Genomic DNA, 17,050 nt, shown 5'->3' with positions numbered 1-17,050 from the left:
ACGTGATTGAGTTAAATCAAGTTGTTAAACGCTATCACACAAAGAACAAAGATGTACTAGCAGTAGATCACGTTGACTTGAATATAGAATCAGGCTCAATTTTTGGAGTGATTGGGTTTTCTGGTGCTGGTAAAAGTACGTTAATTCGAATGTTTAATAATCTAGAAGAACCGACTTCAGGGGATATCATTATAGATGGAGACAATATTAACAAACTTTCTAAGTCAGATTTGAGAAAAAAACGACAAAAAGTAAGTATGATTTTCCAACATTTTAATTTGTTATGGTCACGTACTGTCATTAGTAATATTATGTTCCCACTAGAAATAGCTGGAGTATCTCGTGCAGAAGCAAAACAAAGAGCTTTAGAACTTGTAGAGTTGGTCGGTTTAAAAGGTCGTGAAAAAGCTTATCCTTCAGAATTATCAGGTGGTCAAAAACAAAGAGTTGGGATTGCTCGTGCATTAGCGAATGATCCGAATGTCTTATTATGTGACGAGGCTACAAGTGCGCTAGATCCACAAACAACGGATGAAATTTTAGATTTACTATTAAAAATAAAAGAAGAAAGAAATCTAACGATTGTGATTATTACACATGAAATGCAAGTGATTAGACGCATATGTGATGAAGTTGCAGTGATGGAAAATGGGCGTGTTATTGAGCAAGGTAATGTTGATGAAGTATTTGAAAATCCTCAACATGAGGTGACAAAACGATTCGTGAAAGACGATTTAGACGACGATTTTGAAGATTCAATTAAACATCTAGAACCATTGAACAAAGACGCTTATATTGTAAGATTGAATTTCAACGGTAATAATACCACACAACCTGTTGTATCTGATATTACGCGAACGCAGAATATTGAATTAAATATTTTGGAAGCAAATATTAAAAATACACGTACAGGTTCAGTTGGATTTTTAATTGTACACATTCCACATATTAGTGAAGATGGATTTAATACATTCGTAACTGAGTTACATAAAGAACACGTAAATGTGGAGGTGATTAAACATGGATAAATCATATGGTGATATCTTCCATGAAATGATTACTATGCCTAATGTGCAATGGCCTGAAGTTTGGCAAGCAATTTATGAAACACTTTATATGACTATAGTGTCAACCATTTTTGCTTTTATCTTTGGCTTAATCTTAGGCGTGTTGCTTTTCTTATCAGCTAAAAGTGACGCACCTGGAGCTAAGATTTTCTATACGGTAGTTTCATTTATAGTTAACTTGTTCCGTGCGATTCCATTTATTATTTTAATTTTGTTATTAATTCCGTTCACAAGTGTATTATTAGGTACAATTAGTGGACCGACGGGAGCACTTCCAGCATTAATCATTGGTGCTGCACCGTTCTACGCAAGACTAGTTGAAATCGCATTTAAAGAAATCGATAAAGGCGTTATTGAAGCAGCATGGTCTATGGGTGCAAATACTTGGACAGTCGTTCGAAAAGTATTGCTTCCAGAAGCAATGCCAGCACTTGTTTCAGGTATTACAGTAACTGCTATCGCTTTAGTTGGTTCAACTGCTATTGCCGGCGTTATTGGTGCAGGTGGTTTAGGTAACTTAGCTTACTTAACTGGTTTTACACGTAACCAAAACGACGTCATTCTAGTGTCAACCGTATTTATTTTAATTATTGTATTTATAATCCAATTCATCGGGGATTGGCTTACAAATAAAATTGATAAACGATAATAGAAAAGAGGACAGATTAAATGAAAAAACTTTTAAGTTTAGTATTAGTACTTACACTGACAGTTGTATTAGCTGCTTGTGGTAAAGGCGGAGACGAAAAAGATAAAAAAATCGTTGTAGGTGCTTCACCAGCACCACATGCTGAAATCTTAGAAAAAGCAAAACCACTTCTTGAGAAAAAAGGTTATGATTTAGAAATTAAAACAATCAATGATTACACTACACCTAATAAGTTGTTAGATAAAGGTGAACTTGATGCTAACTACTTCCAACACGTTCCTTATTTAAAAACTGAAAGTAAAGAAAAAGGATACAAAATTGAAGATGCAGGTAAAGTTCATTTAGAGCCAATGGCTGTTTATTCTAAAAAATACAAAAGTTTAAAAGACCTTCCTAAAGGTGCGACAGTTTATGTTTCAAATAACCCAGCTGAACAAGGTCGTTTCTTAAAATTCTTCGTTGATGAAGGCTTAATTAAAATTAAAAAAGGCGTAAAAATTGAAGACGCTAAATTTGAAGATATTACTGAAAACAAAAAAGATATTAAATTCAATAACAAACAATCGGCTGAATATCTTCCAAAAATCTATCAAAATCAAGATGTAGATGCAGCTATTATTAATTCAAACTATGCTATTGATCAAGGCTTAAGTCCACAAAAAGATTCAATTGTAGTTGAAAAACCTAATAATAACCCTTATGCAAACCTAATTGCAGTTCGTAAAGATCATAAAGATGATGAAAAAATTAAAGCTTTAGTTGAAGTATTACAATCTAAAGACATTCGTGATTTCATCAATGAAAAATACAAAGGTGCAGTTGTACCTGCAAAATAATGAATAATAATGCAGTAAAAAACGGTTCACAAACAAATATGTGAACCGTTTTTTTATTTTATATCAATACATTTATTGCAGTCATTTATATTATAAACTTGAATCGTCTTGATATAGTATTCCAACGCCGATACCACCTTGACCCATCGCATATTCAAATTTAACAATTTCTATATATGGATGTTCTTCTAAGAATGCATTGACTTTTTTATTTAAACCTTTTTCTGTCATAGCAGTAAAATTAACAAATGTCATAGTTATCATCTCCAATTGGATAAGTAAATTGAACAATGTTATTATAACAATTATTTTAATTAGACAGAAAATATAAAAAAATAACAGAATTTATGTTTATACATGATATGTATTGGGTATGTTAATATTACAAAAATCATTTAAGAATGAAATGTTTAACAAGGAGGAATTTAAAATGGCAGAAGATAAATTTGAACAAGCTAAAGGTAATATTAAGGAAACAGTTGGTAATGCAACTGATAATAAAGATTTAGAAAAAGAAGGTCAAGGCGACAAAGCTTCAGGTAAAGCTAAAGAAGTGGTTGATAACGTTAAAGATAAAGCAAATGATGTTATTGATAAATTAAAAGGCGATAAATAAGTCGTTTTAACTAGAAGAGAACGCATGTGTTAAACACATGCGTTTTTTGTTTATTTTAGAATATTATGTCTGAGTATCATTGTTAGACGTAATCAGTCCTAATGAATAACTTACTATATATCCTATTACTAAAGAAATAATCGAAACAATCCATTCTACTGGTGATTTAGGAATTCCTGGGAATACAGCATAAATTGAACCAATAACAAAACCAGTAATTAAGGCAAATGTTCCAATAAAGTGGTGGGTTAAAAAGTATTTTATAATACGGCTTGAAAATAGAAATCCACATAAAATACCTAAACCAACTACTATTAATATAGGCAGACCGGTAAAGTTAAATTTAGCTAAATTAGCAATAGCTAACATTATTGTTCCATATGCACCGAATACAAGTAGCATAAATGAGCCAGAGATACCTGGAAGTAGCATTGCACTAGAAGCACAAACACCTGCTATAAAATATTTAATAATAAGACTAAAAGATAATTGAAGTGTTAAACTTGATTGCTGTGTGCTAGGATTTAATAATGTTAATGCTACTATAACTATGATTCCTAAAATTAATAATCCATAGTGTTTAGTTGTAAATGTTTTTTTAAAATCTGAAGTTTTTAATAGGTAAGGGACAATGCCTATAATTAAACCAGTAAAAAAGAACATCGTTATTACATGATGATGATCGAGTAGGTAATGAATTAAATTACTAAGTACACCAATCGCTAAAATCATTCCTATTAATATAGGAAGTAAAAATTTTAGACTTGGCCAAAACCGTTTAGAAAACAATCCACTAATGGATGAAATAAAATCATCATAAATCCCTAAAAGTAAAGCAATGGTACCTCCACTGATTCCTGGAACTAAATCTGAAGTCCCCATCGCAAATCCTTTTAAAATATTTTTCCATTTGAATGTCATAAAGGTCTCCTTTCTTTCTTTATTAAGTTAATACGAATATTACCAAATTTTCACCTTACATTGAAATATTAAGTAGTTAATCATCGTTAGTATCTAGTTACCTATTGAGAACAGATGCCTTTTGATTATCAGTCGCACTTGAAAATTGAAGTGATTTCGAAACAGTTTTGGCGAAAATATAGTCTTTTTTGTTATTTTAATAAGTTTATATTAAGGACTATTTACGTTATAATTAAGTGTATTAAAGTGTTAGAAGTCTTTTTGACTATAAATTAAAATTACTATAAACTAGTTAAGAAAACTTTATATTTTATGGAGGGAATATAAATGTCATCAACATTAGAAATTAAAGACTTACATGTGTCTATTGAAGATAAAGAAATTTTAAAAGGTGTTAATTTAACAGTTAATACTGGTGAAGTTCACGCAATCATGGGACCTAATGGTACAGGTAAATCAACATTATCTTCTGCAATTATGGGTCACCCAAGTTATGAAGTCACTCAAGGTGAAGTATTACTTGATGGTGTAAATATTTTAGAATTAGATGTTGACGAAAGAGCAAAAGCAGGTCTTTTCTTAGCGATGCAATATCCATCAGAAATTACTGGTGTAACAAATGCAGACTTTATGCGTTCAGCGATTAATGCAAAACGTGAAGAAGGTCAAGAAATTAACTTAATGCAATTTATTAAAAAATTAGATAAACAAATGGATTTCTTAGATATTGATAAAGATATGGCGCAACGTTATTTAAATGAAGGTTTCTCAGGTGGGGAGAAAAAACGTAATGAAATCTTACAATTAATGATGTTAGAACCCAAATTTGCGATTTTAGATGAAATTGACTCAGGTTTAGATATTGATGCATTAAAAGTCGTTTCTAAAGGAATCAATGAAATGCGTGGCGAAGATTTCGGTGCATTAATGATTACACACTATCAACGTTTATTAAACTATATTACTCCTGATAAAGTACATGTTATGTATGGCGGTAAAGTTGTAAAATCAGGCGGTCCAGAATTAGCTAAACGTCTTGAAGAAGAAGGTTATGAATGGGTTAAAGAAGAATTTGGTGCAACTGAATAGGTCATTAAACAAAATAAACACTATTCATTAAAAGAACTGATTGATTTTAAAATGTGGAAATAAACAGTTTATATATCGATTCAGTTACTAAAATTTTTCATCAAGTAGGAGGAAAAAGCATTATGACAACAGAAACTTTAAATATTTCTGAAGCACAACTTGTTGATTATTCTAAAGCACAAAATGAACCTTCTTGGATGACTGAACTACGTCAAAAAGCTTTGAAATTAACAGAAACTTTAGAAATGCCTAAACCAGATAAAACAAAACTAAGAAAATGGGATTTCGATGCATTTAAACAACATCATGTTGAAAGTGAATCATATAATGATGTATCAGAACTTCCTGAATCAGTTAAAAATATTATTGATATAGAAAATTCTAAAAATTTAATTATTCAACATAATAATGATTTAGCTTTCACACAAGTATCAGAACAAGCAAATCATAATAATGTTATTATTGAAGGTTTATCAAAAGCGCTACAAGATCATAGTGAGTTAGTAGAAAAATATTTAATGAAAGATGCAGTTACAGTAGATGAACATCGATTAACTGCTTTGCATACAGCATTATTGAATGGTGGCGTATTTGTATATGTTCCTAAAAATGTAGTAGTTGAAGATCCTATTCAATATGTAGTATTACATGATAATGAGAATGCAAGTTTATTTAATCATGCCATTATTGTAACGGAAGAAAGTGCTGAAGTAACATATGTTGAAAATTACCTCTCAACTGCAAGTGGTGAAGGTAATCAAGTAAATATTATTTCTGAAGTGATTGCAGGAGCAAATTCAAACATTACTTATGGTTCAGTTGACTATCTAGATAAAGGATTTACAGGTCACATTATCCGTCGTGGTGTGACGGCAGCAGATGCATCAATTAATTGGGCTTTAGGTTTAATGAATGAGGGAAGTCAAATTATTGATAATACTACTAACTTAATTGGTGACCGTTCAACAAGTGAACTAAAATCAGTCGTTGTTGGTACTGGTGATCAAAAAATTAACTTAACATCTAAAATTGTTCAATATGGTAAAGAAACAAATGGTTATATCTTAAAACATGGTGTAATGCGTGAAAATGCTTCATCTGTATTTAACGGTATCGGATATATTAAACATGGCGGTACAAAATCTATCGCAAATCAAGAATCTCGTGTATTAATGCTTTCAGAGCATGCTCGTGGAGATGCGAACCCTATTCTACTTATCGATGAAGATGATGTTGAAGCGGGTCATGCAGCTTCGGTTGGTCGTGTTGATCCAGAACAACTTTACTACTTAATGAGCCGTGGTATTTCTCAAAAAGAAGCAGAACGTCTTGTTATTCATGGCTTCTTAGATCCAGTTGTCCGTGAATTACCAATTGAAGATGTGAAACGTCAATTACGAGAAGTCATCGAACTTAAAGTAAATAAATAGGTCATTGAGATTTTCAATAAAAGAAAGGTCGTGAAGGTAGTGGCCGAAACTTCATTAAACATACAAGAAATTATTGAAGACTTTCCTATACTAAATCAAAAAGTTAATGGAAAACGATTAGCTTATCTTGATTCAACAGCAACAAGTCAAACACCAGTGCAAGTATTAAATGTATTAGATGATTATTATAAACGTTACAATTCTAATGTGCATCGTGGTGTGCATACTCTAGGTTCTTTAGCAACAGATGGATATGAAAGTGCTCGTGAGACAGTACGACGTTTCATTAATGCTAAATATTTTGAAGAAATTATTTTTACTAGAGGTACGACTGCTTCAATTAATATTGTTGCACATAGTTATGGAGACGCTAATATTAACGAAGGCGACGAAATCGTTGTGACAGAGATGGAACATCATGCTAATATTGTGCCTTGGCAACAGCTAGCTAAACGAAAAAAAGCTACTTTAAAATTTATTCCTATGACTGATGATGGTGAACTAAGAATTGAAGATGTCAAATCGACAATTAATGACAATACTAAGATTGTAGCTATTACTCATGTGTCTAATGTCTTAGGTACCATTAATGATATAAAAGCAATTGCTAAGATTGCGCATGAACACGGTGCTATTATTAGTGTTGATGGAGCACAATCTGCACCTCATATGGATATCGATGTTCAAGATTTAGATGTTGATTTCTTTAGCTTTAGCGGTCACAAAATGCTAGGACCGACTGGTATTGGTGTATTATATGGAAAACGTGAACTACTTCAAAACATGGAACCTGTTGAGTATGGTGGGGACATGATTGATTTTGTAAGTAAGTACGATGCAACATGGGCTGACTTACCTACTAAATTTGAAGCTGGTACACCGATTATTGCTCAAGCTATTGGATTGGCTGAAGCTATTCGTTATATCGAAAATATAGGCTTTGATGCCATTCATCAGCATGAAAAAGAATTAACAGAATATGCATATGAGCAATTATCTTCAATTGAAGGATTAGAAATATATGGTCCCCCTAAAGAAAGACGTGCAGGTGTGATCACTTTTAATTTAGCTGATATTCATCCACATGATGTTGCTACAGCAGTAGATACTGAAGGTGTCGCTGTTAGAGCTGGACATCACTGTGCGCAACCATTAATGAAATGGTTAAATGTATCATCTACTGCAAGAGCAAGTTTTTATATTTATAATACTAAAGAAGATGTTGACCAATTAGTAGAAGCATTGAAACAAACGAAGGAGTTTTTCTCATATGAGTTTTAATAATTTAGATCAACTTTATAGATCTGTAATTATGGATCATTATAAGAATCCTCGTAATAAAGGCGTTTTAGATAATGGATCAATGACAGTAGATATGAATAATCCTACTTGTGGTGATCGCATTAGACTAACATTTGATATCGAAGATGGTATCATTCAAGAGGCGAAATTCGAAGGTGAAGGTTGCTCAATTTCAATGTCAAGTGCATCGATGATGACTGAAGCAGTTAAAGGTCATTCATTAGGTGAAGCAATGCAAATGAGTCAAGAATTTACTAAAATGATGTTAGGTGAAGATTATAACATCACTGAAGATATGGGAGATGTAGAAGCATTACAAGGGGTTTCTCAATTCCCAGCGCGTATTAAATGTGCAACGTTAGCGTGGAAAGCTTTAGAAAAAGGTACAGTGCAAAAAGAAGGTAAAGCAGAAGGTACAACTGAAGAATAAAATACGAATAGGTAATAAATGTTATTCTAAGCACTATGGTGCTGTGACATTTTACACATATTTCTTTTTATATAGTTTTCATGTTGTTACAATGACTATAGATAGTAGTGAAAGATAAATGATGCGTATATCGTTTTAAATATATTTAAGGAGTGATTGAAATGGCTAAAAAAGCACCTGATGTTGGAGATTATAAATATGGTTTCCATGATGAGGATGTTTCCATTTTCAGATCAGAACGTGGTCTAACAGAAAATATTGTTAGAGAAATTTCTAAGATGAAAGAAGAACCAGAATGGATGCTTAATTTCCGATTAAAAGCTTTAAAACTATTCTATAAAATCCCAATGCCTCAATGGGGTGGCGATTTATCAGAATTGAATTTTGATGACATTACTTATTATGTTAAGCCTTCAGAGCATACTGAACGTTCTTGGGATGAAGTACCTGAAGAAATTAAACGTACATTTGATAAATTAGGTATACCAGAAGCAGAACAAAAATATTTAGCTGGTGTTTCTGCACAATATGAATCAGAAGTTGTATATCATAATATGGAAAAAGAATTAGAAGAAAAAGGGATAATCTTTAAAGATACAGACAGTGCTTTACGTGAAAATGAAGACTTATTTAAAGAATACTTTGCTTCTGTTGTTCCAGCAGCTGATAATAAATTCGCAGCATTAAATTCAGCAGTATGGTCAGGTGGTTCATTCATCTATGTACCTAAAAACGTTAAATTAGATACACCATTACAAGCGTACTTCCGAATTAACTCAGAAAATATGGGTCAATTCGAACGTACATTAATTATTGCTGATGAAGGGGCTTCAGTAAACTATGTTGAGGGTTGTACTGCGCCAGTATATACTACAAGTTCATTACACTCAGCAGTAGTTGAAATTATTGTTCATAAAGATGCACATGTTCGTTATACTACTATCCAAAACTGGGCTAACAATGTGTATAACTTAGTTACTAAACGTACGTTTGTTCATGAAAATGGTAATATGGAATGGGTTGACGGTAACTTAGGTTCTAAGTTAACAATGAAATACCCTAACTGTGTATTATTAGGTGAAGGTGCGAAAGGTAGTACATTATCCATCGCATTTGCGGGTAAAGGTCAAGTTCAAGATGCAGGTGCTAAAATGATTCATAAAGCCCCAAATACATCTTCAACTATCGTATCTAAATCAATTTCTAAAAACGGTGGTAAAGTAATCTATCGCGGTATCGTTCACTTTGGACGCAAAGCTAAAGGTGCGCGTTCAAATATCGAATGCGATACATTAATTCTAGATAACGAATCAACTTCAGACACAATTCCATACAATGAAGTATTTAATGATAATATTTCATTAGAACATGAAGCGAAAGTTTCTAAAGTATCTGAAGAACAATTATTCTATCTAATGAGTAGAGGGATTTCTGAAGAAGAAGCAACTGAGATGATTGTTATGGGATTCATCGAACCATTTACTAAAGAATTACCAATGGAATATGCTGTAGAAATGAACCGTCTTATTAAATTTGAAATGGAAGGTTCAATCGGATAATTTAAGATATAGCTTAAGCTAATAGTTAAAAGAACTAGAATGTTTAACATTCTAGTTCTTTTGTTTTTCAAGCAATGATTAATTATGATGGCGATATTCCACCTTATCCAGTTTAAAACCAGTTAACACAATCTATTAGAAGAGAAGTAGTTACAAATTAGCTACTAATCAAAAGTGAACGATTTAATAGATTAATTATTTTTACAAATGAATCAGTTATTAACGCAAACTTAGGGTGTTATAGTAGAAATTTTAAAATAATAAGAAAATGTAAAGTTAGTATACAACAAGTGATATATTAATTTTGAATATGGTATCATATATCTGGTGATAAAAATGATTAATATCGGTCTAACTGGATGGGGAGATCATTATTCTTTATATGAAGATCTTGAAAGACAAACAGATAAACTACGTACATATGCGAGTCATTTTCCTGTTGTTGAACTTGACGCCTCATATTATGCTATCCAACCTGAACGTAATATATTGAAATGGATCAATGAAACACCAGATAAGTTTCAGTTTATCGTTAAGATTCATCAAGCATTAACGCTTCATTCAGATTATAAAACCTATGCTGATTCACGCTCTGAACTATTTAAACAATTTAGACACATGCTTGAACCACTGATTGCACATCATAAATTAGCAATGGTCTTAGTACAATTTCCACCTTGGTTTGATTGTACAGCGCAAAATATAAATTATATTTTGTATGTTCGACAACAACTAGAAGATATCCCCATGTGTGTAGAATTTAGACATCAATCTTGGTTTAATTCCCAATTTAAAGAACAAACTTTAATGTTTTTAACCGAACATCAAATTATTCATGCGGTCGTAGATGAACCACAAATTAAAGATGGGTCTATACCTTTAGTCAATCGTATAACTTCTAGTACCGCTTTTGTGCGTTATCATGGTAGAAATCAGCATGGTTGGACTAAAAAAGATATGACTGATCAAGAGTGGCGAGATGTTAGATATTTATATAATTATAATGAAAATGAATTAAAAAATTTAGCAAATAAAGTTCAAATATTAGAACAAAAAGCTGAAAAGGTCTATGTTGTTTTTAATAATAATTCTGGTGGTCATGCAGCTCAAAATGCTAAAACCTATCAAGATATTTTAGATATAGAGTATACAGGCTTAGCACCTCAGCAATTAAAATTTTTCTAAGAGGCGAATTATAATGTTTTTAACAATGATTTTATTAGTTTTAATTGGATTATTATCTGCAGTATTAGGTTCTTTAGTAGGTATTGGTGGTGGTATAATTATCGTACCTACTTTAGTGTATTTAGGTGTGAACCATCATCTATTACACGGCATCACTACTCAGATTGCAATTGGTACGTCATCGGTTATTCTTATTGTAACTGGACTTTCTTCATCTATTGGTTATTTGAAAACAAAGCAAGTAGATATTAAAAATGGGTCCATATTTTTATTTGGATTATTACCTGGTTCACTTATTGGTTCGTTTTTAAGTAGATATTTAACATTAAATTCGTTTAATTTATACTTTGGTATTTTTATGATCTGTGTATCTATTTTATTGATGATTAGATATAAAATTAAACCATTTAAAATATTCGATAAGGAAAAGTATCGTAAAACATACATCGATGCTAAAGGGATGACTTATCATTATAGCGTTCCACCTATGTTTGCCTTCTTTGCTACATTATTTATAGGTGTACTTACAGGTTTATTTGGGATTGGTGGTGGAGCGTTGATGACTCCTTTAATGCTTATAGTATTTAGATTTCCACCTCATGTAGCAGTAGGGACAAGTATGATGATGATTTTCTTTTCAAGTGTAATGAGTTCAATTGGTCATATTATTCAAGGTCATGTTGCTTGGTCATATTCAATTATTCTAATCATTTCTAGTTATATTGGCGCTCAAATTGGAGTAAAAATAAATCACTCGATTAAATCAGAAACAGTAGTATTATTATTACGCACAGTAATGTTAATTATGGGTGTATATCTAATTATTAAATCGTTTCTATAATAAAACAGGAGGAATTTAAGTGAAGCTTACAATTTTTCATACAAATGACATTCATAGTCACCTTAATGAATATGCACGTATTATGACGTACATGGCTGAACACCGACCTGAACTTCAACACCCTTCACTTTATTTAGATATTGGTGATCATGTTGATTTATCTACACCAGTAACAGAAGCAACTATGGGCAAAAAAAATATTGAACTTTTAAATGAGGCTCATTGTGATATTGCTACAATTGGGAATAATGAAGGAATGACTATTTCTCATGAAGCATTAAATAATCTTTACAATGATGCACAATTTAAAGTCATATGTGCTAATGTTTTAGACGAAGATGGCCACTTACCTCGTCATATTGCCACATCTTATATAAAAGAAATAGAAGATGTACGCTTTTTATTTGTAGCAGCGACGGCACCTTTCACGCCATTCTATCGAGCACTTGATTGGATTGTGACAGACCCATTAGAAGCCATCAAAGACGAAATTGAACAACGCAAAGGACAATACGATGTATTAATAGTTATGAGTCATGTAGGTGTCTTTTTTGATGAAAAATTATGTCAAGAAATCCCAGAGATAGATGTGATACTAGGAAGCCACACACATCATCATTTTAATCATGGTGAAGTCAATAATGGTGTACTTATGGCAGCAGCAGGGAAATATGGACATTATCTTGGAGAAGTGAATTTAACGATTGAAAATAAAAAAGTAGTTACTAAAGAGGCTACATTACATCCAGTAGACACATTACCAGTGGTTAAAACACATTTTGATGAAGAAGGAAAAGATTTGATGAATAAGGCGATTATTAATAAGCCAGTTTCTTTATCTAGTAAAACAAATGTGATTACAAAAACGACTTATTTACTTGCAGAAAGTGTGTATGAATTTACAAATGCAGATTGTACAATTATTAATGCTGGATTAATTGTTAATAATGTTGAGAGCGATCAACTTACTGAATACGATATCCATACTATGTTACCTCATCCAATCAACTTAGTTCGTGTACGTTTGAAAGGTTCTGAATTGAAAAAGATAATCTTAAAAAGTCAAAAGCAAGAATATATGTATGAACATGTCCAAGGATTAGGATTTAGAGGTGATATTTTTGGTGGTTATATATTATATAAATGTGGATTTATTCAATCAGAACATCGCTTCTTTGTAGATGGACAAGAAATAGAAGATAACCGTACCTATATATTAGGAACTGTAGATATGTATACATTTGGAAGATATTTCCCATTATTAAAAGGAACATCGATTGATTATTTAATGCCTGAATTTTTAAGAGATATCTTTAAAGAAAAATTAATTCATATGCATCATTCTTCTTAGTACACAAATGTTCATAGTTATGTCTTAATTTTATAAGTTATTACATTTTAATTTAATGTAAATTTCGTTATAATAGTTGAAGATAGATTAAACAGGAGGGTATGTGTTGTTATGGCTACTAAAAATGAAGAGATTTTACGTAAACCAGATTGGTTGAAAATAAAGCTAAACACTAATGAAAACTACATCGGCCTCAAGAAAATGATGCGTGAGAAAAATTTACATACAGTTTGTGAAGAAGCAAAATGTCCAAATATACATGAATGTTGGGGAGCTAGACGTACGGCTACATTTATGATTTTAGGTGCGGTATGTACAAGAGCTTGTCGTTTCTGTGCAGTAAAAACTGGCTTACCTAATGAACTAGATTTAAATGAACCAGAACGTGTTGCAGAGTCTGTAGAACTAATGAATCTTAAACATGTTGTTATCACAGCTGTTGCACGTGATGATTTAAGAGATGCAGGATCTAATGTATATGCAGAAACGGTTCGTAAAGTACGTGAACGTAATCCATATACGACAATTGAAATTTTACCGTCAGATATGGGTGGGGATTATGAAGCACTTGAAACACTAATGGCTTCAAGACCTGATATTTTAAACCATAACATTGAAACAGTACGTCGTTTAACTCCAAGAGTTCGTGCGCGTGCGACTTACGACAGAACATTAGAATTCTTACGTCGTTCTAAAGAGTTACAACCTGATATTCCAACTAAATCAAGTTTAATGGTAGGTTTAGGTGAAACATTGGAAGAAATTTATGAAACAATGGATGACTTACGTGCAAATGATGTTGATATTTTAACAATTGGTCAATATTTACAACCATCACGTAAACACTTAAAAGTTGAAAAGTATTATACTCCATTAGAATTTGGTAAATTAAGAAAAATTGCAATGGAAAAAGGATTTAAACATTGTGAAGCTGGTCCAATGGTACGAAGTTCTTATCATGCTGATGAACAAGTAAATGAAGCGGCAAAAGAAAAACACCGTCTTGGAGAAGAACAGTTACAACAAAAATAATATTAACCCAAAAATTTATAATAAACTTTCTGTTAAGTGATATTGCATAATAAAGTCATATTATCTTGTGAAACAATAATATGAGTACATAAAGTCAATTAACAATGTTTATTAATAGATGGATGCTAAAACTTAGATTGCTCTTTTTCTTTAAAATAGGCAATCTAAGTTTTTATTATAATTACAATTAAAGGTGACTTATTATGATTAAAGTTAATCAACAGTATTTTGAATTAATTGAAGATTATAGAGAATGCTTTGACGAAGAATTATTTGCTTCAAGATATTCAGATATACTTGATAAATATGATTTTGTAGTTGGGGATTTTGGTTATGATCAATTACGTTTAAAAGGATTTTATAAAGATTCAAATAAAAAAGCTGAAATTTCAAAACGTTTTTCAACCATTCAAGATTATATTTTGGAATATTGTAATTTTGGTTGTCCATATTTCATAGTGAGACATATTAATGATAATGAACGATTAGAACTAGATAGTGTAGATGAAGTAGAGGATAAATTACATGATGTTAAAATAAAACCAACAATACAAGCTACGCAATCTACTGAAAAAAAGAATAATAAATAATGAAAGGTCAAAACAATGTATATTTTGTAAATATCATTGTTTTGACCTTTCATTTATTGAATAACTTGATTTAGATATTCAATGATTTCTTCGCTTTCTTCTTGAGACACACCTAATATATGAGCAATATATCCTTCTTCTTCAATATCATCTGTGCCTATGATGCCAAATTTATTAGTTTGAAGATTTAATACCAGTGTTTTACCGTAATGACGATCGGTCTGAATAAGCATTAAATCATAGCGACTATGTTCACCTACAAATCCTACAAATTGTGCTTGCGATTGTTCCTCATCATCGTACAGAAACATATCTATCATATCAGTCATGCTCCTTTATTTTTAATATGTGAAATTAGTATAACGACAAATGATGCATGATGCAAAACTATGATATGATAATAATAATAAGAGGTGACCGATATGTATTTTGTAGATAAAGATAAATTAGCACTTAAAATAAAATATTTAAATCAGCTTATTAAGGATTATGAAACAAATAAATCAAATCATTATGCATTTGAACGTATTGCGCAAATGTTAATTGAATCATCAGTAGATATTGGAAATATGATTATTGACGCTTTTATTTTGAGAGATCCTGGTAACTATAAAGATGTTATTGATATTTTAGAACTTGAAGGGGTGATTTCCAAAGATACACAAAACCATATTAATGATACAGTTAAAATCAGAAAACAGTTTGCACATCATTATACAGAATTAGAAGTTGAAACACTTGTACCATTATTTGACACCTCAATACCGTATTATCGACAATTTGTGAAAGAAGTTACTCAATTTCTAAAAAAAGAAAATGTGCCAATTACCGCTTTTGGAAAAGGAGATTATTCATAATGAAAAATTATAAAGGTTATTTAATCGATTTAGATGGAACAATGTATATGGGTACAGCAGAAATTGATGGTGCTGCTCAATTTATCGATTATTTGAACAAAAACGATATTCCTCATTTATATGTTACTAATAACTCTACTAAGACGCCTGAAGAAGTAACAGAAAAGTTAAAAGAAATGAAGATTGACGCTAAACCAGACGAAGTAGTTACTTCTGCTCTAGCTACGGCAAATTACATTGCAGAAGAAAATAGTCAAGCTAGTGTGTATATGCTAGGAGGTAATGGTTTAAGAACAGCATTAACCGATGCAGGTTTAACCGTAAAAGAAGATGAGAATGTAGATTACGTAGTTATCGGTTTAGATGAAGCAGTCACATATGAAAAACTTGCAATAGCTACTTTAGCAGTACGTAAAGGCGCAAAATTTATCTCTACGAATCCAGATGTCTCAATTCCTAAAGAAAGAGGCTTCTTACCTGGAAATGGAGCTATTACAAGTGTGGTTAGTGTATCTACTGGACAACAGCCACAATTTATTGGTAAACCAGAAACCATCATCATGCAAATTGCTTTAGATATTTTGAAACTCGATAAGTCTGAAGTGGCTATGGTAGGAGATTTATATGATACAGATATAATGTCTGGTATTAATGTGGGGATGGATACGGTACATGTACAAACAGGTGTAACATCTTATGAAGAAATTCAAACTAAACAACCAAAGCCAACCTATTCATTTAAAGATTTAAATGAGGCTATAGCTGAATTAGAAAGTAATACTAATTAATAAAAATAATTTCTATGATAACTTCTTATTACTTAAATTGATAATATGAGTAATAAGAAGTTTTTATATCTAACAGTTTTGTTATGCTCTATGTAATTGTGATATGTAACCATTAGTACTAATATATAGAATATCAAAGATAAGAATAAGGACATATCGGATAAGATAGATACATATTTAACACTCACTAATTATTATATAAAATAAATTTGATATATAATTAATATTTTTATATAATAAAGTGTAAAAATAAAAGTGCGATATAATATTTCTTGATAGTAAGATAACTTTACTAAATATAAAATAAGTAGAATTGTTCTTCAAAATAAATAGCAATGTTTGTGAGGTGCAATATTCAATTGAAAGAAACTAAAAAAATAAGTGTTTTTTATGAAAAAGCAAAACCATATCTACTGACTATTCTATACTTAGCAATTTTTATAGCTTTGTATCTTATATATGGTTCAGGCGATACACATAATAACTTTATATATAACGAATTCTAGT

Annotated in this window: 20 protein-coding genes; 17 read left to right on the top strand and 3 right to left on the bottom strand. The window is 31.3% G+C overall.

What is annotated here, in order from left to right; genetic code table 11:
* Positions 1 to 2 precede the first annotated feature (2 nt).
* From HMPREF2561_RS02360 to HMPREF2561_RS02350, 3 genes are read left to right on the top strand one after another with little or no spacing between them, the layout of a single operon-like run.
* Positions 3 to 1,028, top strand: coding sequence for a methionine ABC transporter ATP-binding protein (locus HMPREF2561_RS02360; RefSeq protein ID WP_069723663.1), 1,026 nt, complete (start codon positions 3 to 5; stop codon positions 1,026 to 1,028).
* A complete protein-coding gene (locus HMPREF2561_RS02355; protein ID WP_002448101.1) occupies positions 1,021 to 1,716 on the top strand; it encodes a methionine ABC transporter permease in 696 nt (231 codons plus the stop codon). Before HMPREF2561_RS02360 ends, HMPREF2561_RS02355 begins: the two co-directional genes overlap by 8 nt.
* 20 nt (positions 1,717 to 1,736) lie before the next feature.
* On the top strand, positions 1,737 to 2,552 hold the full coding sequence (locus HMPREF2561_RS02350) for a MetQ/NlpA family ABC transporter substrate-binding protein (protein WP_049382066.1): 816 nt from the start codon (positions 1,737 to 1,739) through the stop codon (positions 2,550 to 2,552).
* A gap of 90 nt (positions 2,553 to 2,642) precedes the next feature.
* On the opposite strand, the gene HMPREF2561_RS10835 is transcribed toward HMPREF2561_RS02350, so the two are convergent.
* Positions 2,643 to 2,807 (bottom strand): hypothetical protein, encoded by a 165-nt coding sequence (locus tag HMPREF2561_RS10835; RefSeq protein WP_002448129.1) that lies wholly within the window; start codon positions 2,805 to 2,807, stop codon positions 2,643 to 2,645.
* Positions 2,808 to 2,982: 175 nt separating this feature from the next.
* Between HMPREF2561_RS10835 and HMPREF2561_RS02345 the strand changes: the two genes are divergently transcribed.
* On the top strand, positions 2,983 to 3,168 hold the full coding sequence (locus HMPREF2561_RS02345; RefSeq protein ID WP_002448111.1) for a CsbD family protein: 186 nt from the start codon (positions 2,983 to 2,985) through the stop codon (positions 3,166 to 3,168).
* Between the two features lie 63 nt (positions 3,169 to 3,231).
* On the opposite strand, the gene HMPREF2561_RS02340 is transcribed toward HMPREF2561_RS02345, so the two are convergent.
* A complete protein-coding gene (locus HMPREF2561_RS02340) occupies positions 3,232 to 4,089 on the bottom strand; it encodes a polyprenyl-phosphate transporter PopT (protein WP_054105342.1) in 858 nt (285 codons plus the stop codon).
* A 327-nt stretch (positions 4,090 to 4,416) separates the two neighbouring features.
* On the opposite strand from HMPREF2561_RS02340, the gene sufC reads away from it, so the two are divergent.
* The 10 genes from sufC (at position 4,417) to HMPREF2561_RS02290 (ending at position 14,898) form a co-directional block, all read left to right on the top strand.
* Complete coding sequence (sufC, locus tag HMPREF2561_RS02335; protein WP_049379460.1) at positions 4,417 to 5,178, top strand: Fe-S cluster assembly ATPase SufC; 762 nt, start codon at positions 4,417 to 4,419, stop codon at positions 5,176 to 5,178.
* A 122-nt stretch (positions 5,179 to 5,300) separates the two neighbouring features.
* The gene (gene sufD / locus HMPREF2561_RS02330; protein ID WP_069723664.1) at positions 5,301 to 6,608 is read left to right on the top strand and encodes a Fe-S cluster assembly protein SufD; all 1,308 of its coding nucleotides are present in this window, start codon (positions 5,301 to 5,303) and stop codon (positions 6,606 to 6,608) included.
* 30 nt (positions 6,609 to 6,638) lie between these two features.
* On the top strand, positions 6,639 to 7,889 hold the full coding sequence (locus HMPREF2561_RS02325) for a cysteine desulfurase (RefSeq protein WP_172457916.1): 1,251 nt from the start codon (positions 6,639 to 6,641) through the stop codon (positions 7,887 to 7,889).
* On the top strand, positions 7,879 to 8,340 hold the full coding sequence (gene sufU, locus HMPREF2561_RS02320; protein WP_002448166.1) for a Fe-S cluster assembly sulfur transfer protein SufU: 462 nt from the start codon (positions 7,879 to 7,881) through the stop codon (positions 8,338 to 8,340). Before HMPREF2561_RS02325 ends, sufU begins: the two co-directional genes overlap by 11 nt.
* A 161-nt stretch (positions 8,341 to 8,501) precedes the next feature.
* Positions 8,502 to 9,899: a Fe-S cluster assembly protein SufB gene (gene sufB, locus HMPREF2561_RS02315; RefSeq protein WP_002448087.1), complete on the top strand. Its 1,398-nt coding sequence runs from the start codon at positions 8,502 to 8,504 to the stop codon at positions 9,897 to 9,899.
* A 336-nt stretch (positions 9,900 to 10,235) separates the two neighbouring features.
* On the top strand, positions 10,236 to 11,084 hold the full coding sequence (locus HMPREF2561_RS02310; RefSeq protein WP_061544627.1) for a DUF72 domain-containing protein: 849 nt from the start codon (positions 10,236 to 10,238) through the stop codon (positions 11,082 to 11,084).
* A gap of 13 nt (positions 11,085 to 11,097) precedes the next feature.
* Positions 11,098 to 11,925 carry a sulfite exporter TauE/SafE family protein gene (locus tag HMPREF2561_RS02305; RefSeq protein WP_017175871.1) on the top strand — a complete coding sequence of 276 codons (828 nt, stop codon included), beginning with the start codon at positions 11,098 to 11,100 and terminating at the stop codon, positions 11,923 to 11,925.
* Positions 11,926 to 11,944: 19 nt separating this feature from the next.
* A complete protein-coding gene (locus tag HMPREF2561_RS02300) occupies positions 11,945 to 13,276 on the top strand; it encodes a bifunctional metallophosphatase/5'-nucleotidase (protein ID WP_069723665.1) in 1,332 nt (443 codons plus the stop codon).
* A 111-nt stretch (positions 13,277 to 13,387) separates the two neighbouring features.
* Positions 13,388 to 14,308: a lipoyl synthase gene (gene lipA / locus HMPREF2561_RS02295; protein ID WP_002448197.1), complete on the top strand. Its 921-nt coding sequence runs from the start codon at positions 13,388 to 13,390 to the stop codon at positions 14,306 to 14,308.
* 203 nt (positions 14,309 to 14,511) lie between these two features.
* The gene (locus HMPREF2561_RS02290) at positions 14,512 to 14,898 is read left to right on the top strand and encodes a YutD family protein (protein ID WP_017175869.1); all 387 of its coding nucleotides are present in this window, start codon (positions 14,512 to 14,514) and stop codon (positions 14,896 to 14,898) included.
* Between the two features lie 53 nt (positions 14,899 to 14,951).
* On the opposite strand, the gene HMPREF2561_RS02285 is transcribed toward HMPREF2561_RS02290, so the two are convergent.
* Positions 14,952 to 15,218, bottom strand: coding sequence for a DUF3055 domain-containing protein (locus HMPREF2561_RS02285; RefSeq protein ID WP_002448201.1), 267 nt, complete (start codon positions 15,216 to 15,218; stop codon positions 14,952 to 14,954).
* A 102-nt stretch (positions 15,219 to 15,320) separates the two neighbouring features.
* Between HMPREF2561_RS02285 and HMPREF2561_RS02280 the strand changes: the two genes are divergently transcribed.
* The 3 genes from HMPREF2561_RS02280 (at position 15,321) to HMPREF2561_RS02270 (ending at position 17,049) form a co-directional block, all read left to right on the top strand.
* Entirely contained in the window at positions 15,321 to 15,755 is a 435-nt protein-coding gene (locus tag HMPREF2561_RS02280) for a DUF86 domain-containing protein (RefSeq protein WP_017175868.1), read from the top strand.
* Entirely contained in the window at positions 15,755 to 16,543 is a 789-nt protein-coding gene (locus HMPREF2561_RS02275) for a TIGR01457 family HAD-type hydrolase (RefSeq protein WP_061544361.1), read from the top strand. Before HMPREF2561_RS02280 ends, HMPREF2561_RS02275 begins: the two co-directional genes overlap by 1 nt.
* Positions 16,544 to 16,878: 335 nt before the next feature.
* The gene (locus HMPREF2561_RS02270; RefSeq protein ID WP_227944882.1) at positions 16,879 to 17,049 is read left to right on the top strand and encodes a teichoic acid D-Ala incorporation-associated protein DltX; all 171 of its coding nucleotides are present in this window, start codon (positions 16,879 to 16,881) and stop codon (positions 17,047 to 17,049) included.
* Position 17,050 lies beyond the last annotated feature (1 nt).

This window comes from Staphylococcus sp. HMSC069E10 (assembly GCF_001809205.1).
Classification (GTDB): domain Bacteria; phylum Bacillota; class Bacilli; order Staphylococcales; family Staphylococcaceae; genus Staphylococcus; species Staphylococcus hominis.
Note: the sequence above shows the minus strand (reverse complement) of the source record. Positions and strands in the feature narration are given on the sequence as shown.